Origin of the sequence: Phyllobacterium sp. CCNWLW183 (genome assembly GCF_037203775.1) — a bacterium.
GTDB classification, from domain to species: domain Bacteria; phylum Pseudomonadota; class Alphaproteobacteria; order Rhizobiales; family Rhizobiaceae; genus Phyllobacterium; species Phyllobacterium ifriqiyense.
The window spans coordinates 1,144,737-1,163,941 of sequence record NZ_JBBCBN010000001.1; the positions used below are offsets into that span (position 1 = coordinate 1,144,737).

Here is a 19,205-nt window from a genome sequence, read left to right on the forward strand (position 1 = left end):
GAAATCCACTGTTATGTGACATGGTCAACAGTTGGTTAACGACAGGAATAAGGCGTTTTGACGAAAGAATCCACCCCGTCCGCGCCTAAATATCGCCTCTAAGCGGTCAAAATCTCATTTGCCTATGCAACTTGGCTTTGTCAGCATGTTTGCGCCATTGGCGTCAAATCGTTGCACAGCCGTCTCTTTGCACTAAGTTTAGTGTTCCGATTTCCACTGGTCTGATTCGACCGGACCTCCTACGCCCAGCCATTTTATGGCGCAATAATGAGTTTTGAGATGAACAGACACAACATATTGCAGGCCACTGTTTTTTCCCCAAAATCCGGCGCCGCCGCCGTAAAGGAGGAACAGGCTGCACTTGGCATATTGCCGGAATGGAACCTGGCTGATCTGTATCCTTCCCCCGAAAGCAGTGAACTTACGGCTGATCTGCAAAAGGCCGGTGAACTTTCCATCGCCTTTGAAGAACGATGGAAAGGCACCCTCGCCGCCGAAATAGCAAAACCGCAGGGCGGCGATTTTGCTCAGTCCATTGCAGAGTATGAAGCGCTCGATGATCTGATGGGCAAAATCGGCTCCTACGCCGGACTGGTCTATGCCAGCGATACTTCCAATCCGAAAAATGCCAAGCTCTATGGCGATATCCAGCAAAAGCTCACCGATGCCAGCACCCATCTGATCTTTTACGGCCTCGAACTGAACCGTATTGAAGATGCACTGATCGAAAAGGCCATGGATGACAATTCCGCCATCGGCCATTACCGCCCATGGCTGGTCGATCTGCGCAAGGACAAGCCATACCAGCTCGATGACAAGCTGGAACAACTCTTTCACGAGAAGTCTATTACAGGTCGTGGCGCCTGGAACCGGCTTTTTGATGAAACAATGACATCATTGCGTTTCGAGGTAAATGGCGAGGAATTGCCGATTGAACCAACCCTCAACCTTCTGCAGGATTCGAATGCGGAAGTGCGCAAGACCGCTTCCGATGCGCTGGCCAAGACTTTCAAGGAAAATCTGCGCATCTTCACGCTCATCACCAATACTTTGGCGAAAGACAAGGAAATTTCCGACCGCTGGCGCGGCTTCGAGGATATCGCCGATAGCCGTCATCTGGCCAATCGTGTTGAGCGTGAAGTTGTCGACGCGTTGGCGGAAGCGGTGCAGGCCGCCTATCCGCGTCTCTCTCATCGTTATTACAAGTTGAAAGCCAAGTGGCTCGGCCTCGATTATCTCAATAGCTGGGACCGCAACGCGCCCCTTCCGGAAACACCACAAGCGGTCATTCCATGGGCCGAAGCGCGCGAAACCGTGCTTTCAGCCTATAATGGCTTTGCCCCCGAAATGGCCGAGATTGCCAAGCGCTTTTTTGACCGGAATTGGATTGATGCGCCGACGCGTCCGGGCAAGTCGCCCGGCGCATTTGCCCATCCGACTGTTCCTTCTGCCCATCCTTATGTTCTGCTCAATTACATGGGCAAGCCACGCGACGTGATGACCCTGGCGCATGAGCTTGGTCATGGCGTGCATCAGGTACTGGCCGGGGATCAGGGCGCGCTCATGGCGTCAACACCCCTGACCCTTGCCGAAACCGCCTCGGTTTTCGGTGAAATGCTGACATTCCGTTCATTGCTTGAAAAGACCAGGGATAAGCGCGAACGCAAGGCGATGCTGGCGCAAAAGGCGGAGGACATGATCAATACGGTCGTGCGGCAGATTGCGTTCTATCAGTTCGAACGTCGCGTTCACACCGAGCGGTCCAATGGTGAGCTGACGTCAGATCGGATCGGCGAGATTTGGCTGGACATTCAGAAGGAAAGCTTGGGAGATGCGGTGCATTTCGGCCCGGGCTACGAGAATTTCTGGACCTATATTCCGCATTTTATCCACTCGCCTTTCTATGTTTACGCCTACGCCTTTGGCGATTGTCTGGTGAATTCGCTTTACGCCGTTTATCAGAATGCGGAATCGGGCTTTCAGCAGAAATACTTTGACATGTTAAAGGCTGGTGGCACCAAGCATCATTCCGAACTGCTTGCTCCTTTCGGCCTTGATGCAACAGATCCAGCCTTCTGGCAAAAAGGCCTGTCGGTTATTGAAGGCATTATCGACGAGCTGGAGACCATGGATCAGGACTAGGGTCAGGACACCATCAGCATGAATAAAGCGCCTGTCCATACGCCCTATGATGGATCGAGCCAGCCTTTCACGATCGGGCTGCAACAGCTGGATTTGAAAGACTGGATAGAGGTAGACGAGAATCTTCTCGCCTATCTTGCAGAAAAGAGGCGGCTCTTTGGTCTGCATGCTGAGCGGATTTTCGTCGAGGAACCGGGGACGCAAGCCGCGCAAGCAGAAGTTCTTGAGCTGCTCGCTGCTCATCTGATTGACAGATATCCGCAACTTTACGCCCGCAATGGTGACGAGATTACCGTTTCCGGTTGGCCCGATAAAATTGAGCTGGGCTCGGCACAAACGCCTTTGCTGCTCCGTGCTGCAAATCTTGTTCAGGAAGATCTGGTTCTCATGCGCAAAGACGAGAAACGCGGCTGGCATCTTGCCGCTGCGTCATTGTCTTTTCCCTCATCATGGACATTGCTGGAAAAATTCGGGCGGTCCATGGACGATATTCATGCGCCCGTTCCTGACTTTAATGCAGGCACCCGCAATGCCGATTTGATAACCCGCATGTTTGACAATCTGCGCCCTGATCGATCCGTCTATCGCATGAATTGGTCTTTGCAGCCAGGTGATGAGATGTATCACCCGCTCGCCAGCCATCAGAAAGGGGCACTTTACACCGATGATGATCTGGCAACCCATTGCCATATTCGAGTCGAGCGGCAGACCTTGCGTAAATTACCCATGTCCGGGGATATTCTTTTCACGATCCGTATTTATCTCGACCCCGTAAATGCATTGAAGAAACATCCGCAATGCCGCGCTGTCGCAGAAGCTTTTTGCCGCCAATTGGAGGCGCTTAATCCTGCCCAATCCAATTATAAAGGTATTATGACAATCCGCGAGCGGCTGATTGACACTCTAAATCGTCTGTAATCCTGTTTTAATTAACATTAGGGCAAAAATTCACCTCAAAGCAGCCAGCGGTTGTTTGCTCTTGAGCATGACTATGCTCTATGGTTGCTTTTGAAGCGGTATATCAACCCGCTGCCCTCAATGATGGAGATCAAAATTAGGAGCAACGAAAAAATGGCGAAGGCTAAATGGCCTATACATGGAGAAATTACTGGTCCGATCGTGATGATCGGTTTCGGGTCCATCGGACGGGGTACCCTGCCCCTCATCGAACGCCACTTCAAATTTGACAAGTCCCGCTTGGTCGTTATTGACCCGAGCGATGCAAACAAGAAATTGCTGGATGAACGCGGTATTCGCTACATTCAGGAAGCAGTCACCCAGGAAAATTACAAGACACTGCTCAAGCCACTTCTTACCGAAGGCGGCGGACAGGGGTTTTGCGTCAATCTTTCGGTAGATACCTCATCCGTCGATATCATGCATCTTTGCCGCAAGCTCGGCGCGCTCTATATCGATACGGTCATCGAGCCATGGGCTGGCTTCTACTATGCAAGCGGCATCGACAATGCCGAGCGCACCAACTATGCGCTGCGCCAGACGCTGCTTGCCGAGAAGAAGAAAAACCCGGGCGGTCCGACCGCGGTTTCATGCTGCGGGGCAAATCCCGGCATGGTTTCATGGTTCGTCAAACGTGCTTTGCTTGATCTGGCCAAAGACCTCAATATTGAACATACCGAGCCTGAACGCTCAGATCGCCATGGCTGGGCCAAGCTGATGAAACAGGTTGGCGTCAAAGGCATCCACATTGCCGAGCGCGATACGCAGCGTGCCGTTGATCCAAAGCCTTTCGGCGTCTTCTGGAATACCTGGTCCGTTGAAGGTTTCATCTCAGAAGGCTTGCAGCCTGCTGAGCTTGGTTGGGGCACCCATGAAAAATGGATGCCAAAAAATGCCCGTAAGCAGAAGAAGGGCAACAAGGCCGCCATTTTCCTCGAGCAGCCTGGCGCTGACACCCGCATTCGCACCTGGTGCCCGACAGAGGGCGCGCAGTTCGGCCTTTTGGTCACGCATAATGAGTCGATCTCGATTGCCGATTTCTTCACTGTTTTCGACAAGAAGGGCAAGGCAACCTACCGGCCGACATGCCACTACGCCTATCATCCATCCAATGTGGCAACCCTGTCGCTTGATGAAATGTTTGGTGCTGCTGGCCAGCCGCAAACCAAGCTGCATGTGCTGGACGAGTCCGAGATTGTGGACGGCGCCGACGAGTTGGGCGTTTTGCTCTATGGCCACGACAAGAACGCCTATTGGTATGGTTCGCAGCTGACAATTGAGGAAGCCCGCAAGCTTGCTCCCTATCAGAACGCGACCGGCCTTCAGGTGTCTTCCGCTGTTCTAGCTGGCATGGTTTGGGCTCTCGAAAACCCGCAAGCGGGTATCGTGGAAACGGACGAGATTGATTTCCGTCGCTGCCTCGAAGTGCAGACGCCATATCTCGGCCCGCTAAAAGGTCACTACACCGATTGGACGCCGCTGGAAAACCGGCCAGGCTTGTTCAAGGAAGACATTGATAAAAGCGATCCTTGGCAGTTCCGCAATATTCTCGTCCATTGATATTTGCTCTGGACCATACTGAAATGGCAAACGGCACCCTCACAGGTGCCGTTTCTTTTGCGGGCTTCGTTCAAAATAGACGTCCCACTCATCCGCACCGGTATTGGTGAATCCGTTGCGCCCGTAAAAACGACCAGCATCGCTCTTCTGTAATACGCTCAAGCGCACAGCCAAGCCGCGTTCATCCGATTCCATCAAAAGCGTCTGAAGGACCGCCGTTCCCAAGCCGGTATTCTGCAATGCCGGGGAAATGTAGAAGTGCTCTAGCAGCAATCCATCATCAGACGGGCCAAGCGCCACGCAACCGCCGAGCGAACCATCCGAAAGCACAATCAGTCGCGTATATTCAGCTCGAAATGACTTGCGGAACCGCTCAAATGCCCGCCTCTCATCGAAACGCCCGATCCGCTCAAGGCTTTCACGCATGGTGAGAAGCCGCAACTCGAACAATCTTTGAAAATCCTGTTCAGATGCCTGCTCCAGCCGGAAAGAATGATCCTTCATTTTTCCTGATCGTCAATCTTCGCATCATAGCAAACGAAGGCGAGCTTATTGCCATCCGGATCGCGGACATAGGCCGCATAAAATCCCGGCCCATATTGCGGGCGCAAACCTGGCTCGCCCTCGCTGCTGCCGCCATTCTTAAGAGCCAATGCGTAGAGCCTGTCGACAAGACCAGCTTGTTCGCTCCGAAACGCGGTCATGTTGCCATTGCCGACACTTGCCACCTCTCCGTCAAAAGGCAGGCCCACCATGAAGCGGGGAACATCGTCATCGGTTTTTCTGCCCCAAGAAAACATAACCTCATCGCTAAAGCAGCGCTCCAGGCCAAGCTCGACCATGAGCGGGTCATAGAATGCTTCCGCCTTGCGCAGATCATTCGTGCCGACCATCGTATATCCTATCATACCCACCCTCTTTGCTGTACGAATCTGAGCTTGCCGCAGATTATCAATAAACTTAAGTCTTGTTATTGCTTAATTTTAGCGTCATTTATGGGCCACACCCATGGGAGATTGTTTGGATGAAACGTTTATCACTTGGCCTCGGTTCAGCCGCATTGACCATTGTCCTCGCCGGCTGCATGAGCGGGCCGCAATCAGATGGCGGGCCTGTACAGACCGCACGCCCCACTGACGCCGTTCAGGGCCAATGGTTCGATACATCCGGTGTTGCATTCTCGAACTTCAATGGCGGTGTTTTCGAAACCCGTGCCAATGATACCAAGGAAAAACTTGCCGAGGGCAATTACCGGTTCGTATCTGCAAATCTTGTCGAGATCGATCTTCGCTCGCTTGCTCGCGGTACGCAGTCCAAGGTCAATTGTGCGCTCGTGAGTGGCGGCCAGTTGAACTGCACGTCCTCCTCGGGCCAGCAGTTTTCTTTGACGCGCCGCTCCGCTTAAGATCGCGGTTCGACTTCGGCCGCCACTTTGCAGATGTCCACGGAGGTTCCCATGGACATCTTTCGGCAAGGCGATCTTCTAGTTCTTCGCCAGTTCCGTTGCTGCTTCATCAATCAACGATGCAACTTCCACCTGCTGTGACGCCAGCGAGGCATGGCTGGCGTCAAGAGATATGATTTTCCGCGCACCAAGACGTGACGACATGCGTTTCTGGTTTTCCGGCGCGATCATCCGGTCGTCAGTGGAAATCTGATACCAGGACGGTTTTGTCTTCCAGGCGGGCGCAGTGATTGTATCGCCAAAAGTGCTTGCCAAGGGTGCCTTCTGGGTGATCCCCATGACAAGCCCTTCCTCCTCGGTCAAATCCTGACAGAAGCTTTCATGGAAGAGTTCCGGCTTGACCCAAAGATAGCCATCGCTGTCCAGTGTGAGATTTGCCGCTGCAAGTGGCACGTGCTCCTGCGTGATAGCACCAGGGCTTTCCCCTGCATCCGGAGCAAAAGCTGCAATATAGACCAGACCGGCCACATTGGGCGCATTGCCCGCCTCGGTAATGACGGCACCACCATAGGAGTGTCCCACCAAAAGAACCGGGCCGCTTTGTTGCGCCACCATTTTGCGCGTGCGTTCGGCGTCATCGCCGAGTGAGGTCAAGGGCAGTTCGACGGCATGAATATTGGTATGCCCCATGCGCGTGAGTTCAATAATTACTTTGTTCCAATGGGCCGCACCGCCCCAGAATCCGTGCACCAAAATAACCGTGGGCTTGTCACTCATGTTTTAAACTCCTTGTTGTAATGAACAGGTAATTTTCCGAACTAAATATTGCCTTGGCGTGTTTACACAGGCTTGTTTTCCTCTCTTGCATCGTGTGCAAAGTGATGAAACCATGGCTTTTGTCACAAGCACATCAAGGTGCTGATGTATTACCACATCGAATTGAACGGAGCAGGTCATGTCCAGAATTCTCGGCAAGCTTTTTCTAGCTGCCTCCGCCCTCGGCATCAGCGCGGGGAGCGCCATGGCCGACTATACGCTCAATATTCTGCACATTAACGACCTGCATTCCCGCATCGAAGCCATCAACAAATATGATTCCACCTGTTCGCCCGAAGAGACGACCAAGAATGAGTGTTTCGGCGGCATTGCGCGCGTAAAAGCCAAGATCGATGAACGCCGCGCGGCACTTTCCAAGGACGGCGGCAATGTAATCGTGCTCAACGCTGGCGATGAATTCCAGGGCTCCTTGTTTTACACAACCTATAAGGGCGATGACACCGCCGAGTTTCTGAATGCAATTGGCTACGATGCCATGGCGCTGGGCAATCATGAATTTGACGGTGGCCCGTCAGTGTTGGGTAAATTCCTCGATAAGGTCAAAATCCCCATCATTTCCAGCAATACCCAGGCTGATTCAGAACCGCTGATCGCGGGTAAGTTCAAACCCTATCTGATCAAGGAAATCGGCGGCCAGAAAATCGGAATCATATCCGCCCTGACGACCGATACGGCTGAAATCTCTACACCCGGACCCACTGTCAAATTTGCGGATGAGATCGAGACCCTGACAAAGCTCGTTGGCACATTAAAAGCTGAGGGCGTCAACAAGATCATCGCGCTCAACCATACCGGCTATTTTGAGGATGAAGAGATTGCGGCCAAGGTCGACGGTATTGATGTGATCGTCGGCGGTCATAGCCATACTCTGCTTTCCAGTACTGATCCTGACTCTGGCGGCCCCTACCCCACCCTCGTCAAAAATCCCGCAGGACGTGAGGTTCCAATCGTTCAGGCCAAGGCCTATTCCAAATATCTGGGCGAGCTCAAAGTCACCTTTGATGATGACGGCAATGTCACGGCAAGCTCCGGCGCGCCGATCCTGCTCGACTCTTCAGTCACGCCGGATGCAGCCCTTGTTGCCCGCGTGGCCGAACTTGCCAAGCCGATAGAAGAACTGAAGGCCCGCAAAGTCGCCGATACTGCAGGCGAGATCGACGGCTCTCGTGAAGTCTGCCGCATCGGCGAATGCAGCATGGGCAATCTTGTCGCCGACGCAATGCTTGATCGCGTCAAGGCGCAAGGTGTGACTATTGCCATCATCAATGGCGGCGGCTTGCGCGCCTCAATTGATGCCGGTGAAGTGACCATGGGCGAGGTTCTGACTGTTCTACCCTTCCAGAACACCCTTGCGACATTCCAGTTGCGCGGCTCGGATGTCGTTGCGGCTCTGGAGAATGGAGCGAGCCAGATTGAAAAAATCGCGGGCCGCTTTTCGCAGGTCGCTGGTTTGAAATATACATTCGACATTTCCAAGCCTGTCGGCAGCCGTATTTCCGATGTTCAGGTTATGCAGGGCGAAAGCTGGAAGCCGATCGATCCTGCTGCAACCTATGGCGTGGTGTCCAACAATTACATGCGCGCCGGCGGCGATGGCTACAAGATCTTCACCACCAATGGGATCAATGCCTATGATTATGGTCCCGGCCTTGAAGAAGTCCTTGCCGACTATCTCGTTAAAAACAACCCATACAAGCCAGTGATGGACGGCCGCATTACATCCGCAAGTCCGATTGCAGTGCCCGTTCCCTCCGAAACAACGACGCCCACAGCACCGGCAGCAGACGCTGCCAAACCTGCCGATGCCGCCAAACCTGCTGATGCCGTAGCTCCTGCGACAACCCCGACTTCCTACGTGATCAAGGCTGGCGATAATTTCTGGGATATTGCCGAACAGCTCTACGGCGATGGTTTTTCCTGGAAGAAGCTATCTGAAGCAAATCCCGATATGAAAGTTATGAAACTGCCTGTTGGTGCCGAGATGAAAGTGCCTGCCAAGTAATATATACAAGCTGCAATGGCGTGGTGCGTGGTTGGCCCTTCGACAGGCTCAGGAGGGCGAGCCACGCACAGCCTAGATGCAAGCAGCCTATCCCTTACGGTGAGCCATATACACACCTCACCGTCCGATTATCTCTCCCGCGTGGGGGGAGAGATAATCGGCACGCACCACCCCAGCTTCAGGCTTTTGCCCCCAAAGCTGCCGCAGGCACACGCACATTTCGCATCAGCAGATAGTGCACACCACCACCTATGACTGCTCCGAGCAGCCAGCCCCAATCGCCACCATTGCGGATATATTGCGTGGCCCCAAGCACCGACAATCCGATAGACATAACACTGGCTATCGCCAATGCCAGCAACGCCCGGCTATTCCAGCCACGCTCGAAGTAAAGCGATCCTTCCGGTGACATTGTGTAGAGGTCTTCAAGCACAACATTCTGCTTTTTCACCAGATAGTAGTCGGCAATCATAATGCCAAAAATCGGACCAAGAACGGCACCGAATATGCTGACGAAAATGGTGATCGCCTGAGGACTTGAGACAAAAAGCCAAGGGCAGACGAGGACCGAAAGAATGGAGGTGATCAATCCGCCCATACGGAAATTGATCTTCTCAGGAAAGAGATTGGCAATATCATAGGCCGGAGAGACAAAGTTTGCGACGATGTTGATACCCATGGTTGCGACGATGAAGGTAATCGAGCCAAGAACGACAATCCAAGGATTATTGATACGCTCGACAATGGCAACCGGGTCAAGAATGGCCTCGCCAAAGACCTGAACCGTACCGGCAGTCACGATCACAACGATGATGGCAAACACGATGAAATTGACCGGCAGCCCCAGAAAGTTGCCGATCTTCATGGCTTTCTCGTCTCGCGAGAAACGCGAGAAATCACCAAAATTAAGCAGCAGCGCTGCAAAATAGGCAACGATCAGCATGGAGGCATTCGCCATATGCGACAGGGAAGAACCCTCCGCCGGTGGCGCAAGCTGCAGCGACAGGCTGGAAAAGCCGGTTTGCGATAATATCCAGATGGCAAGCGCGAACATCACCACATAGACCACAGGCCCGCAAAAATCGATGAACTTGCGGATGGATTCCATGCCGCGCAAGAAAATCAGCAATTGGAAAACCCACATGAAAAGAAAGCTGAGCCAGCCGAGCGTCGACAGCCCGAATATGTCGTTTCGAGTCAGTTCAACAGTGCTCGGCACAAGGGTAATTGCCAGCGCCTGAACTGCCTTGGAGGCGAAATAGGTTTGCACGCCATACCAGACAATACCAACAATACCACGTAACACAGCAGCAAGATTGGCGCCCATAACACCGAATGACATGCGCGCTACAACGGGAAACGGAACGCCATACTTCAACGACGGCTTACCGATCAGGTTCATCAGGAAATAGACAGCCGTTATGCCAACGATCATGGCGATCAAAACTTCCCATCCTGTCAGGCCCAGAAAGAACAGGCTCGCGGCAAATGTATAGCCGCCAACAGAATGGACATCGGACATCCACATGGCAAAAAGGCTGAATGCGCCCCAGGTTCGTCCCTCAGGAGCGGTGGGGGCTAGATCGGCGCTGTAGAGCTGAGGATGTGCGTCGGTAACAAGAAGAACGGGAGGCGTTGCATGCTGGTGGCTGGACATGACAGTCATTTCCTTTGAGTGACGAACGCAGACAACCGATTAAACGCAAGTTCCATGCCAAATGGAAGCCTGCGACGAAAAACTTATGGGGCTAATGTCCAAGCATACTGCGTGGTTCGGCCACAAATTCCGAAACTTACTGAATCGGCTTAATCCTGATCTGTGCACTCAACATGCGGCCTTTGGTGCCCTTGCAATAATACCGGCGGACACTAGTTTCTGGCGGCAGAAGCGGAGTACGACAATGAAAATTTCTGACGAGCCGATGGCGACGGTTAAAAAACCCCAAGACCATCCGCATATTGAGACGTCGAAAATCGGCGTTCTGCTCGTCAATCTGGGCACTCCGGATGGCACTGATAAAACCTCGATGCGCCGTTATCTCAAGGAGTTTCTTTCTGACAAGCGTGTCATTGAATGGCCCCGCGCTATCTGGCTTCCCGTGCTTTACGGCATTGTGCTGAACACACGTCCGAAAAAATCCGGCGCGCTCTATGACAAGATCTGGAACCGCGAGCGCAACGAATCGCCGTTGCGCACCTATACCCGCGCTCAAGGCGAAAAACTTGGGGTAGCTCTGGCCGAGCACCCGGAAATCGTTGTCGATTGGGGCATGCGATATGGCCAGCCCTCAATCGAGCAGGCGCTGGAGCGATTGGATAAAGCAGGCTGCAAGCGCATTCTCATGTTCCCGCTCTATCCGCAATATTCGGCAACGACGACCGCAACGGTCAACGACAAATTTTTCGAAGCGCTGATCAAGATGCGCTTCATGCCGGCAACCCGCATTGTCCCCTCCTATCAGGACGAGGCCGTCTATATTGATGCATTGGCGACATCGATCGAGAAGCATTATGCCACGCTTGATTTTGAACCTGAGCTATTGATCGCTTCCTATCACGGCATACCGCAGAGCTATTTCAAGCGCGGCGATCCCTATCCCTGCCATTGCTGGAAAACCACCCGGCTCCTGCGTGAAAGACTGGGCTGGGCCGAAGACAAACTGATAACATGCTTCCAGTCACGTTTTGGCCCCGAAGAATGGATGCAACCCTACACGGACAAGACCCTGGAAAAACTTGCCAAAGAGGGTGTGAAATCCGTTGCTGTCTTCAACCCCGGCTTTGTATCCGATTGCCTTGAAACGCTTGAGGAAATCGCCGGTGAAGGCGAGGAAATCTTCCACGAGCACGGCGGCGTAAACTTCACTCACGTGCCTTGCCTCAATGATAGCGATGAAGGCATGCGGGTCATCGAACAGCTCGTCCGCCGCGAACTACAGGGTTGGGTGTAGAATCGCTGCTTTTTGATGTTGCCACTATGGTCTATCGTGCACTGACCCGCTAAACGGGATAGTGTGAGTTTCGGGCCTCAGGGCCGACCAAGGGGGCGATACAATGAGCGGTTTTGATTTCACGATACCAGTGCTTGCCATTCTCGTACTGGCAATTCTGTTTGCGGGCGTAAAAACCGTGCCTCAAGGTTATAATTACACCATTGAACGTTTCGGCAAATATACCCGCACTCTATCGCCGGGCTTGAGCCTCATTGTCCCATTCTTCGATCGCATCGGCGCCAAGCTCAACATGATGGAACAGGTGCTTGCCGTTCCTACCCAGGAAGTCATCACCAAGGACAATGCCAATATTGCCGTGGATGGCATCGCCTTCTATCAGATCCTCAATGCGCCACAGGCGGCTTATCAGGTCAGCGGATTGGAAAACGCCATTTTGAACCTGACCATGACCAATATCCGTACCGTCATGGGCTCCATGGTTCTCGACGAGCTGCTTTCCAACCGTGATACAATCAATGATCGGCTGCTGCGCGTTGTCGACGAGGCCGCGCATTCATGGGGTATTAAAATGACCCGCGTGGAGATCAAAGACATTAATCCACCGAAGGATTTGCTCGATTCCATGGGCCGTCAGATGAAGGCCGAACGTGACAAGCGCGCCATCATTCTGGAAGCTGAAGGCACCCGTCAGGCGCAGATTTTGCGCGCTGAGGGTTTGAAGCAATCGCAAATTCTCGAAGCAGAAGGCAAGCGCGAAGCCTCTTATCGCGAAGCTGAAGGCCGCGAGCGTCTTGCGGAAGCTGAAGCAAAGGCAACCGAAATGGTGTCAGCCGCCATCACCAGCGGCAATGTTCAGGCGCTTAACTATTTCGTCGCGCAAAAATACACCGAAGCCTTCGGCAAGTTTGCTTCCAGCCCCAACCAGAAAATCATCATGATGCCGATGGAAGCCTCCGCCCTTGTCGGCTCGCTTGGCGGCATTGGCGCAATTGCTCGTGAAGTTTTCGGCGATAATGCGCCTGCATCGCCGCCTGCTGCACCAGCCCGCGGACGCACCGTTCCAGGTACCAGCGGAACGAATTCATAATTCGGGTGAGGCTTTGAAATGCTGGAACGTCTCTTTGCGGAACTTGGCCCCTGGAACTGGATCGTACTTGGCCTTTTGCTGATGATCCTGGAAGTGACCGCGCCGGGAATCTTCTTCCTCTGGTTCGGCATCGCCGCGCTCATTGTCGGCGGCTTTGTCATCCTGCTTGGCGAAGCTTTCCCATTTGGCTGGCAGGTGCAGGTCATCCTGTTTCTGGTGCTTTCGCTGATCGCCGTTTTCATCGGGCGCAAACTCGTCGGCGCAACCGATGCGGAGTCAGACGAACCCTTGCTCAACCGGCGCGGTGAACAGCTCATTGGCCAGATTGTTACTCTTGAAGAAGCGACCGTAAATGGCCGGGGCCGCGCGCGTGTCGGTGATAGTCTCTGGCGTGTCACAGGTCCGGACCTTGCCGCCGGAACGCCAGTGAAAATCGTCGGGATCGATCAGGGAACATTGCGGGTCGAAGCGCTCTAGCAAAAACGCTTTAGCTCATTGCACAACAAAATGCGTGGTTCGACAAGCTCACCATGAGGAAGGGCAGTGGGCTGCGGGTTAATTCGCCAGCGCTGCAGGAGTGTTTCCCTGCAATCAACCCACCTTTCCTCATGGTGAGCCCCCGTCGAACCACGCACAATCGAATTACAACGCTCTTATGCAGCGCCGATGCGCAACAGATCATGGAAATGCACGATCCCGACCGGGTAATTGTCTTCAGTCACGATCAGCGCACCAATATTGTGATCATTGAGTAAAGCCAGTGCGGCGCTTGCCAGCATAGTCGGCGGTACAGTCTTCGGGTTCCGCGTCATGACCTCTTCGACGGTCATTGTCACCAGACTGCGGTGCAGATTACGCGAAAGATCGCCGTCAGTGATAATGCCAGCCAGCGTGCCATCGGCATTCTCGACCGCAATACAACCGAAACGTTTTTCGGACAGAACCTTCATCGCGTCGGGAATCAGCGTCCCAAGCGGCACAAGGGGGATCTGGTCGTCGCGATGCATGATCTCGCGCACATGAGTGAGGCTGGCACCGAGTGAACCGCCCGGATGGAATGTCTTGAAGTCACCAGGGGTAAAGCCGCGTGCCTCAAGCAGCGCCACGGCAATCGCATCGCCCATCGCCAGTTGCATCAGCGTAGATGTCGTCGGCGCAAGGCCATGCGGACAGGCTTCCGCCACGCGCGGCATCAGGATCACCACATCGGCAGCCATTGCCAGTGCTGATTTTTCACCCGCCGTCACCGCAATCAACGGAATGCGGAACCGCCGCGAATAGCTGACTATTCCTTTCAGTTCCGCCGTATCGCCAGACCATGACAGCGCAAGAATAGCGTCATCGGCGGCGATCATGCCAAGGTCGCCATGATTGGCTTCCGAAGGATGTACGAAAAAGGCCGGTGTGCCTGTCGAGGCAAATGTCGCAGCGATCTTGGCGCCGACATGGCCGCTCTTGCCAACGCCGGTAACAATGATGCGCCCTTTGATTGCAGCGATTTTCTCAATCGCGCGGCAGAACGCATCGGCCATCGAACCTTCCAGCGCTGCGCCTAGCGCAACTAGCCCGTCTTGTTCGGTTGCAATTGTCCGTTTTGCGGAGTCAACCGCTGCGGACCTGTCCAGTTTGGTGTCATTTATAGCCTGCATGGGCAAACCGTTAGCGCTTCCGCTGGCTCATGTCCAATTTTTGTTCATTGCCGCTTCGCAAATCCGCATGAGCACCGCGCAAAACCGGCGGTCTTATCAAGTCATTAACCATGCTTCTTTACCATCGTTGAAGGTTCGAACCCTTTGGCAAATCTATTGACTCATTCGTCCAAACCACGCGCAAAAGCGAGTTATCGCTTCAAAGCTTCAAGCAATCTTTGCGTCATCGCAATCTTGCTTGGCAGCACTGTGTCTATGGTTTGCGGCCCTGCTCTGGCTCAGCAAACTGTTCTGCCAGACAACTCTCAGTTGCGCGGGTCTATTCAGGGAAACACCCTTCAGACGCAAACTACACGTCCCGCTGATTCGCGCGCAGCTACAACCGATTCCGGCATTCCCTCCCGCGCCTATGAGCCTGTCAGCCCCGGCGCCCTGCCCGCCGAGGATGATAGTTCAAATCTGGGATTGTTGGGTGTACCTCAAAACGACGGCAGCCCTCCGAGCGGTCCAGCCGATGATAGCGGTGGACTGAACCCGCCGCCCTCGCCGGAGGATCAGATGACGCCAGTTCCGACGGCATCAGTGCCAACACCGGAACCACGGCCAGGAGCGCCACGCCCCACAGCCGCGGCCGGAGACGAAAATAACACTGACCGAGATCCGGAAAATCCTTATGACACCGGCGCAATCGAACAGAGTCAGGAAGCCAATCCGGCGGAAAATCGCGCTGAAAAGGACAATATGCCTGTTTCGGCGATTGAGCGCCGTATACCGCGTCCCGATCCTGAACCCTTCGCGCCGCTCGGCATACGGGCCGGAACAGTAACTTTGCGCCCCTCCCTCAGTCAGGGCCTGCGGGCAACAACCAATGCCGATAATAGTTCGGATGGCAAATCCGCCATCCTGTCGGAAACCCGGCTGCGTGCCCGTGCCACGACAGATTGGTCACGCCATTCCGCATGGCTGGATTTTGATGGGACCTATGACAAGACCCTTTCCGGTGAGGAATATTCAGCGCCCAATATTGGGCTGCGTGCTGGCTTTCAACTGGATCTCGGCGCACGCACAACTGTAAAAGGTGAAGCGGGCTATCGCTATCGGCAGGAAGATCCAAGCGCGCCAACAACGCTTCAAGGCACATCAAACCGTCCTGGCGTGCAAGAGCTTGATGGAATGCTTGGCCTTCGCCACGAGTTCGGCAAATTTTTCGGCGATGTCAAAGGCAAGGTCAATCGAACCACCTACGGCAATGCCGAATTCGGCAATATCGCTGTCAGCCAGAAAGATCGCGACAACACCTTCGCCAGCATCGCCTTGCGTGGCGGCTTTGAAATGTCGCCTGCCATCAAGCCCTTTGTCGAGGTCGAGTTTGGTAAACTCATTTATGATGAGAAAGTCGATTTTAGCGGCTATCGCCGTTCCGGTGTGCGTTCAGGGCTTCGCGGCGGCGTCGAGATTGATTTCGGGGAAAAAATGTCAGGCGAGTTCGCACTTGGCTATTTACGCCAAGGTATTGACGATGACCGTTTGCAAGCTGTCGAAGGCCTCAGTGCGGATGCGGCGATCAAATGGTCTCCGCAGCGCGGAACCGATGTCGATATCGGTCTTTTGACCCGTGTCGAAGGCGCAACCGCCCCCGGAGAAAGCGGTTCGGTCTATTATGAAGGAACGGTTGGCATCAAACGTCAGGTCCGGGCCAACCTGGACTTTAACGCCAAACTGATCGCTTCTTTGCGCGACAATAAAGATGATACGGGACTGGATAAGGGTTTCGGTGCCGAGATCGGTGCAACCTACTGGTTTAATCGTTTTGTCGGGCTGGATGTCAGCGCCCGCCACCAGCTTGTCCGCAGCGACGTTGAATCACGCAATACCGATGAGACGAGTGTGTATGTCGGCGTGACATTGCAGCGGTAATACTAAGCTATTGCATTGAATTAATGCGTGGTTCGACGGGCTCACCATGAGGAAGGTCGGTTGATTGCATGGTCCTACCTCACAACTCTGAGGGGCTGCATGATGATTTTCAACTTTGCAGGATTTCGATTCCCTGCAATCAACTCACTTTCCTCATGGTGAGCCTCGTCGAACCACGCAAAACATTGGGAGCAGCCAAGGCCGCTCCCAACTAAAATAGATCACTGCCCCTTTGGCTTGATCGTCTTCAGCATATTGCCAATATTGTCGAACACACCATTGCGGATGTCCTCGCGCCACAGTGCGAAGGCCACATTGGCCTCAACGAAGCCTTCCTTGGAGCCGGTATCATAGGTACGGCCCTTGAAATGATAACCGAAGAAATCCTGTTCTTTGGTCAGTTTGAGCATGGCATCCGTCAGCTGGATTTCATTGCCCGCACCGCGTTCCTGATTTTCCAGAATGTTGAAAATCTCCGGCTGGAGAATATAGCGGCCATTAATGTAAAGATTTGAAGGCGCAGTGCCTTTGGCGGGCTTTTCTACCATTTCCGTCAGCTCAAACCCATTGCCGACCGGCTTGCCTTGCCCGACAATACCATATTTGTGTGTTTCAGCCGGGTCGCATTCCTGCACCGCAACGATATTGCCACCCGATTGATTGTATAGCTCCACCATATCGGCCAGACAGCCATTCTTTTCCGGCTGCATGATCATGTCAGGCAAAAGCAGCGCAAATGGCTCATTGCCGACGATATCGCGTGCGCACCAGACGGCGTGGCCAAGCCCCATCGGCACCTGCTGACGGGTAAAGCTGGTTGTGCCCGGCCTTGGCTGAATGCTCTGCAATTCTTCCAGCAAGGCTGTTTTACCGCGCTCCGTCAGCGATGAATATAACTCGTACTGCGCGTCGAAATAATCTTCGATAACAGCCTTGTTGCGGCCCGTAACGAAAATAAAATGTTCAATACCAGCTTCGCGCGCTTCATCGACCACATACTGAATGACTGGCTTGTCGACGACTGTCAGCATTTCTTTCGGAATGGATTTTGTTGCTGGAAGAACGCGGGTTCCAAAACCCGCAACGGGAAAGACGGCCTTGCGAATTTTCTTCAGTGTCGTCATCGGTACCTCGTTGGTGTTGCATGCGATTTCTTTGTTAAAGCATCTATTGTCGTCGTGAACTCACAAAAGCCGCAGTAACAATTCAAATTTTGATATAATTCCCAAATACCGATTCTGGTTTTTGGTTAGATCCTGGACAATCTGGCCTCAAAGAACGAAAATGCACAGGCCTGTAAAATAAATATTCTTTGCCGATGTTAATGTGGGCACTGAGGAAGGCATGGTAAACTAATTCCTAACTTTGACATGCTAATATTATCGTCTGAACCTGTGGGAACACATTTCGAGGGCATAACATGATTGAAGCTTCGTCGGCATTGTCTAAACGTTTTTGCATGATTGCAGCTGCGGCGGGTCTTATCCTGTCACTCAACGTCAACAATGCCTCCGCCGATGCAAAGTTCCAGGCTTGGATCGCCGATTTCAGGGCAACGGCGATGGCCAGCGGCATTTCTGCGGCAACCTATAAGCGCGCCTTTGCCGGCGTCACGGAGATCGATCCGGAAGTCTTGGAGAAGGCGAAATTCCAGCCGGAATTCACTGCGCCTGTCTGGGATTATATTGATAACCGCGTCAATGAAAACTCGGTGGCAACAGGCCGCGAAATGGCCAAGAAGTACAGCCGTTGGCTGGGTGCCATTGAGAAATCATTCGGCGTTGATCGCAATATTCTTCTCGCAATCTGGTCGATGGAAACCAACTACGGCGAGATCATGAAACGCGATGATGTGATGCGCGATGCTGTGCGCTCGCTCGCCACTCTTGCCTATGCTGACCCGCGCCGGGGCAAATTCGGCCGCACGCAATTGATTGCCGCCATGAAAATTCTTCAGTCCGGCGATATTGACCGCAGTCACCTTACCGGTTCATGGGCAGGCGCGCTCGGCCATACGCAGTTCATTCCGACAAGCTATATCGCCTATGCCGTGGATATGGATGGCAATGGCAAACGCGACATCTGGAACTCCGTGCCTGATGCCTTGGCGACAGCCGCCAATCTTCTTCGCAAGAATGGATGGCAGAGCGGCCAGACATGGGGTTATGAGGTTGTGCTGCCTGCCGGGCGCAAATTCCCCGCCGGTTCAAAGTCCATCGCAGAGTGGCAACAACTCGGAGTCGTCCGGGCCAATGGCAAGGCTTTCCCCAATGGCAGCGTAAAAGCGACGTTGAAAGTACCGGATGGACGCCAAGGCCCGTCATTCCTCATGACCAAGAATTTTTTCGTGCTGAAAAACTACAATAATGCCGATAAGTATGCATTGGGCGTTGGCCTTTTGGCCGATCAGATTGCCGGTTCAACGGGCCTGCGTCAGGACTGGAACCGACCGTTTACGCCCATCACAATGAAAGAACGCGAAGAACTTCAACATCATTTGACCGAACTCGGCTATTATGACGGCAAGGTAGATGGCAAGATCGGCAGTGGTTCGCGCAATGCCATTCAGGCATTCCAGACCCGCATGGGCCTGGACCCTGATGGTCACCCCAGCAAGGAAGTGCTGACGATCCTGCGCAAGAAGTAGGGGGAGAGTCTGTCGCACTGCGCGAACGTGTAGCGTGGTTCGACAAGC

The 19,205-nt window shown here is 53.6% G+C and carries 16 protein-coding genes; 10 read left to right on the top strand and 6 right to left on the bottom strand.

The window, feature by feature from the left end; genetic code table 11:
• Window positions 1-279 precede the first annotated feature (279 nt).
• The 3 genes from V9K95_RS05455 to V9K95_RS05465 all read left to right on the top strand — a co-directional run bounded on the left by V9K95_RS05455 (window position 280) and on the right by V9K95_RS05465 (window position 4,659).
• Window positions 280-2,142, top strand: coding sequence for a M3 family oligoendopeptidase (locus tag V9K95_RS05455; RefSeq protein ID WP_307279900.1), 1,863 nt, complete (start codon window positions 280-282; stop codon window positions 2,140-2,142).
• Window positions 2,143-2,160: 18 nt separating this feature from the next.
• Window positions 2,161-3,060 carry a heme-dependent oxidative N-demethylase family protein gene (locus tag V9K95_RS05460; protein WP_307279903.1) on the top strand — a complete coding sequence of 300 codons (900 nt, stop codon included), beginning with the start codon at window positions 2,161-2,163 and terminating at the stop codon, window positions 3,058-3,060.
• 153 nt (window positions 3,061-3,213) lie between these two features.
• Complete coding sequence (locus V9K95_RS05465) at window positions 3,214-4,659, top strand: homospermidine synthase (protein WP_115053209.1); 1,446 nt, start codon at window positions 3,214-3,216, stop codon at window positions 4,657-4,659.
• 39 nt (window positions 4,660-4,698) lie between these two features.
• Here V9K95_RS05465 and V9K95_RS05470 read toward each other — a convergent pair whose 3' ends face one another.
• Entirely contained in the window at window positions 4,699-5,163 is a 465-nt protein-coding gene (locus V9K95_RS05470; RefSeq protein WP_336439633.1) for a GNAT family N-acetyltransferase, read from the bottom strand.
• Window positions 5,160-5,567, bottom strand: coding sequence for a VOC family protein (locus tag V9K95_RS05475; protein WP_115052263.1), 408 nt, complete (start codon window positions 5,565-5,567; stop codon window positions 5,160-5,162). Before V9K95_RS05475 ends, V9K95_RS05470 begins: the two co-directional genes overlap by 4 nt.
• Before the next feature lie 116 nt (window positions 5,568-5,683).
• On the opposite strand from V9K95_RS05475, the gene V9K95_RS05480 reads away from it, so the two are divergent.
• Window positions 5,684-6,064, top strand: coding sequence for a hypothetical protein (locus V9K95_RS05480; RefSeq protein WP_115052262.1), 381 nt, complete (start codon window positions 5,684-5,686; stop codon window positions 6,062-6,064).
• A gap of 78 nt (window positions 6,065-6,142) precedes the next feature.
• On the opposite strand, the gene V9K95_RS05485 is transcribed toward V9K95_RS05480, so the two are convergent.
• Window positions 6,143-6,841 (bottom strand): alpha/beta hydrolase, encoded by a 699-nt coding sequence (locus V9K95_RS05485; protein ID WP_336439632.1) that lies wholly within the window; start codon window positions 6,839-6,841, stop codon window positions 6,143-6,145.
• Window positions 6,842-7,019: 178 nt separating this feature from the next.
• Here V9K95_RS05485 and V9K95_RS05490 point away from each other — a divergent pair, with 178 nt between their 5' ends.
• Window positions 7,020-8,903, top strand: a complete 1,884-nt coding sequence (locus V9K95_RS05490) for a 5'-nucleotidase C-terminal domain-containing protein (RefSeq protein WP_336439631.1) — start codon at window positions 7,020-7,022, stop codon at window positions 8,901-8,903.
• Between the two features lie 178 nt (window positions 8,904-9,081).
• Here V9K95_RS05490 and V9K95_RS05495 read toward each other — a convergent pair whose 3' ends face one another.
• Window positions 9,082-10,560, bottom strand: a complete 1,479-nt coding sequence (locus tag V9K95_RS05495) for an NCS1 family nucleobase:cation symporter-1 (protein ID WP_336439630.1) — start codon at window positions 10,558-10,560, stop codon at window positions 9,082-9,084.
• 265 nt (window positions 10,561-10,825) lie between these two features.
• Between V9K95_RS05495 and hemH the strand changes: the two genes are divergently transcribed.
• The 3 genes from hemH (at window position 10,826) to V9K95_RS05510 (ending at window position 13,421) form a co-directional block, all read left to right on the top strand.
• Entirely contained in the window at window positions 10,826-11,854 is a 1,029-nt protein-coding gene (gene hemH, locus V9K95_RS05500) for a ferrochelatase (protein ID WP_307286215.1), read from the top strand.
• Window positions 11,855-11,957: 103 nt separating this feature from the next.
• Window positions 11,958-12,944: an SPFH domain-containing protein gene (locus V9K95_RS05505; RefSeq protein ID WP_307279917.1), complete on the top strand. Its 987-nt coding sequence runs from the start codon at window positions 11,958-11,960 to the stop codon at window positions 12,942-12,944.
• 18 nt (window positions 12,945-12,962) lie between these two features.
• Window positions 12,963-13,421, top strand: coding sequence for an NfeD family protein (locus V9K95_RS05510; protein WP_115052256.1), 459 nt, complete (start codon window positions 12,963-12,965; stop codon window positions 13,419-13,421).
• Between the two features lie 176 nt (window positions 13,422-13,597).
• Here V9K95_RS05510 and V9K95_RS05515 read toward each other — a convergent pair whose 3' ends face one another.
• A complete protein-coding gene (locus tag V9K95_RS05515; protein WP_307279922.1) occupies window positions 13,598-14,593 on the bottom strand; it encodes a KpsF/GutQ family sugar-phosphate isomerase in 996 nt (331 codons plus the stop codon).
• 156 nt (window positions 14,594-14,749) lie between these two features.
• On the opposite strand from V9K95_RS05515, the gene V9K95_RS05520 reads away from it, so the two are divergent.
• The gene (locus tag V9K95_RS05520) at window positions 14,750-16,510 is read left to right on the top strand and encodes an outer membrane beta-barrel protein (protein ID WP_336439629.1); all 1,761 of its coding nucleotides are present in this window, start codon (window positions 14,750-14,752) and stop codon (window positions 16,508-16,510) included.
• Window positions 16,511-16,731: 221 nt separating this feature from the next.
• On the opposite strand, the gene galU is transcribed toward V9K95_RS05520, so the two are convergent.
• Complete coding sequence (galU, locus tag V9K95_RS05525; RefSeq protein ID WP_162802453.1) at window positions 16,732-17,634, bottom strand: UTP--glucose-1-phosphate uridylyltransferase GalU; 903 nt, start codon at window positions 17,632-17,634, stop codon at window positions 16,732-16,734.
• Between the two features lie 296 nt (window positions 17,635-17,930).
• Here galU and V9K95_RS05530 point away from each other — a divergent pair, with 296 nt between their 5' ends.
• Window positions 17,931-19,157, top strand: a complete 1,227-nt coding sequence (locus V9K95_RS05530; protein ID WP_115052253.1) for a lytic murein transglycosylase — start codon at window positions 17,931-17,933, stop codon at window positions 19,155-19,157.
• The last annotated feature ends 48 nt before the right edge of the window (window positions 19,158-19,205 follow it).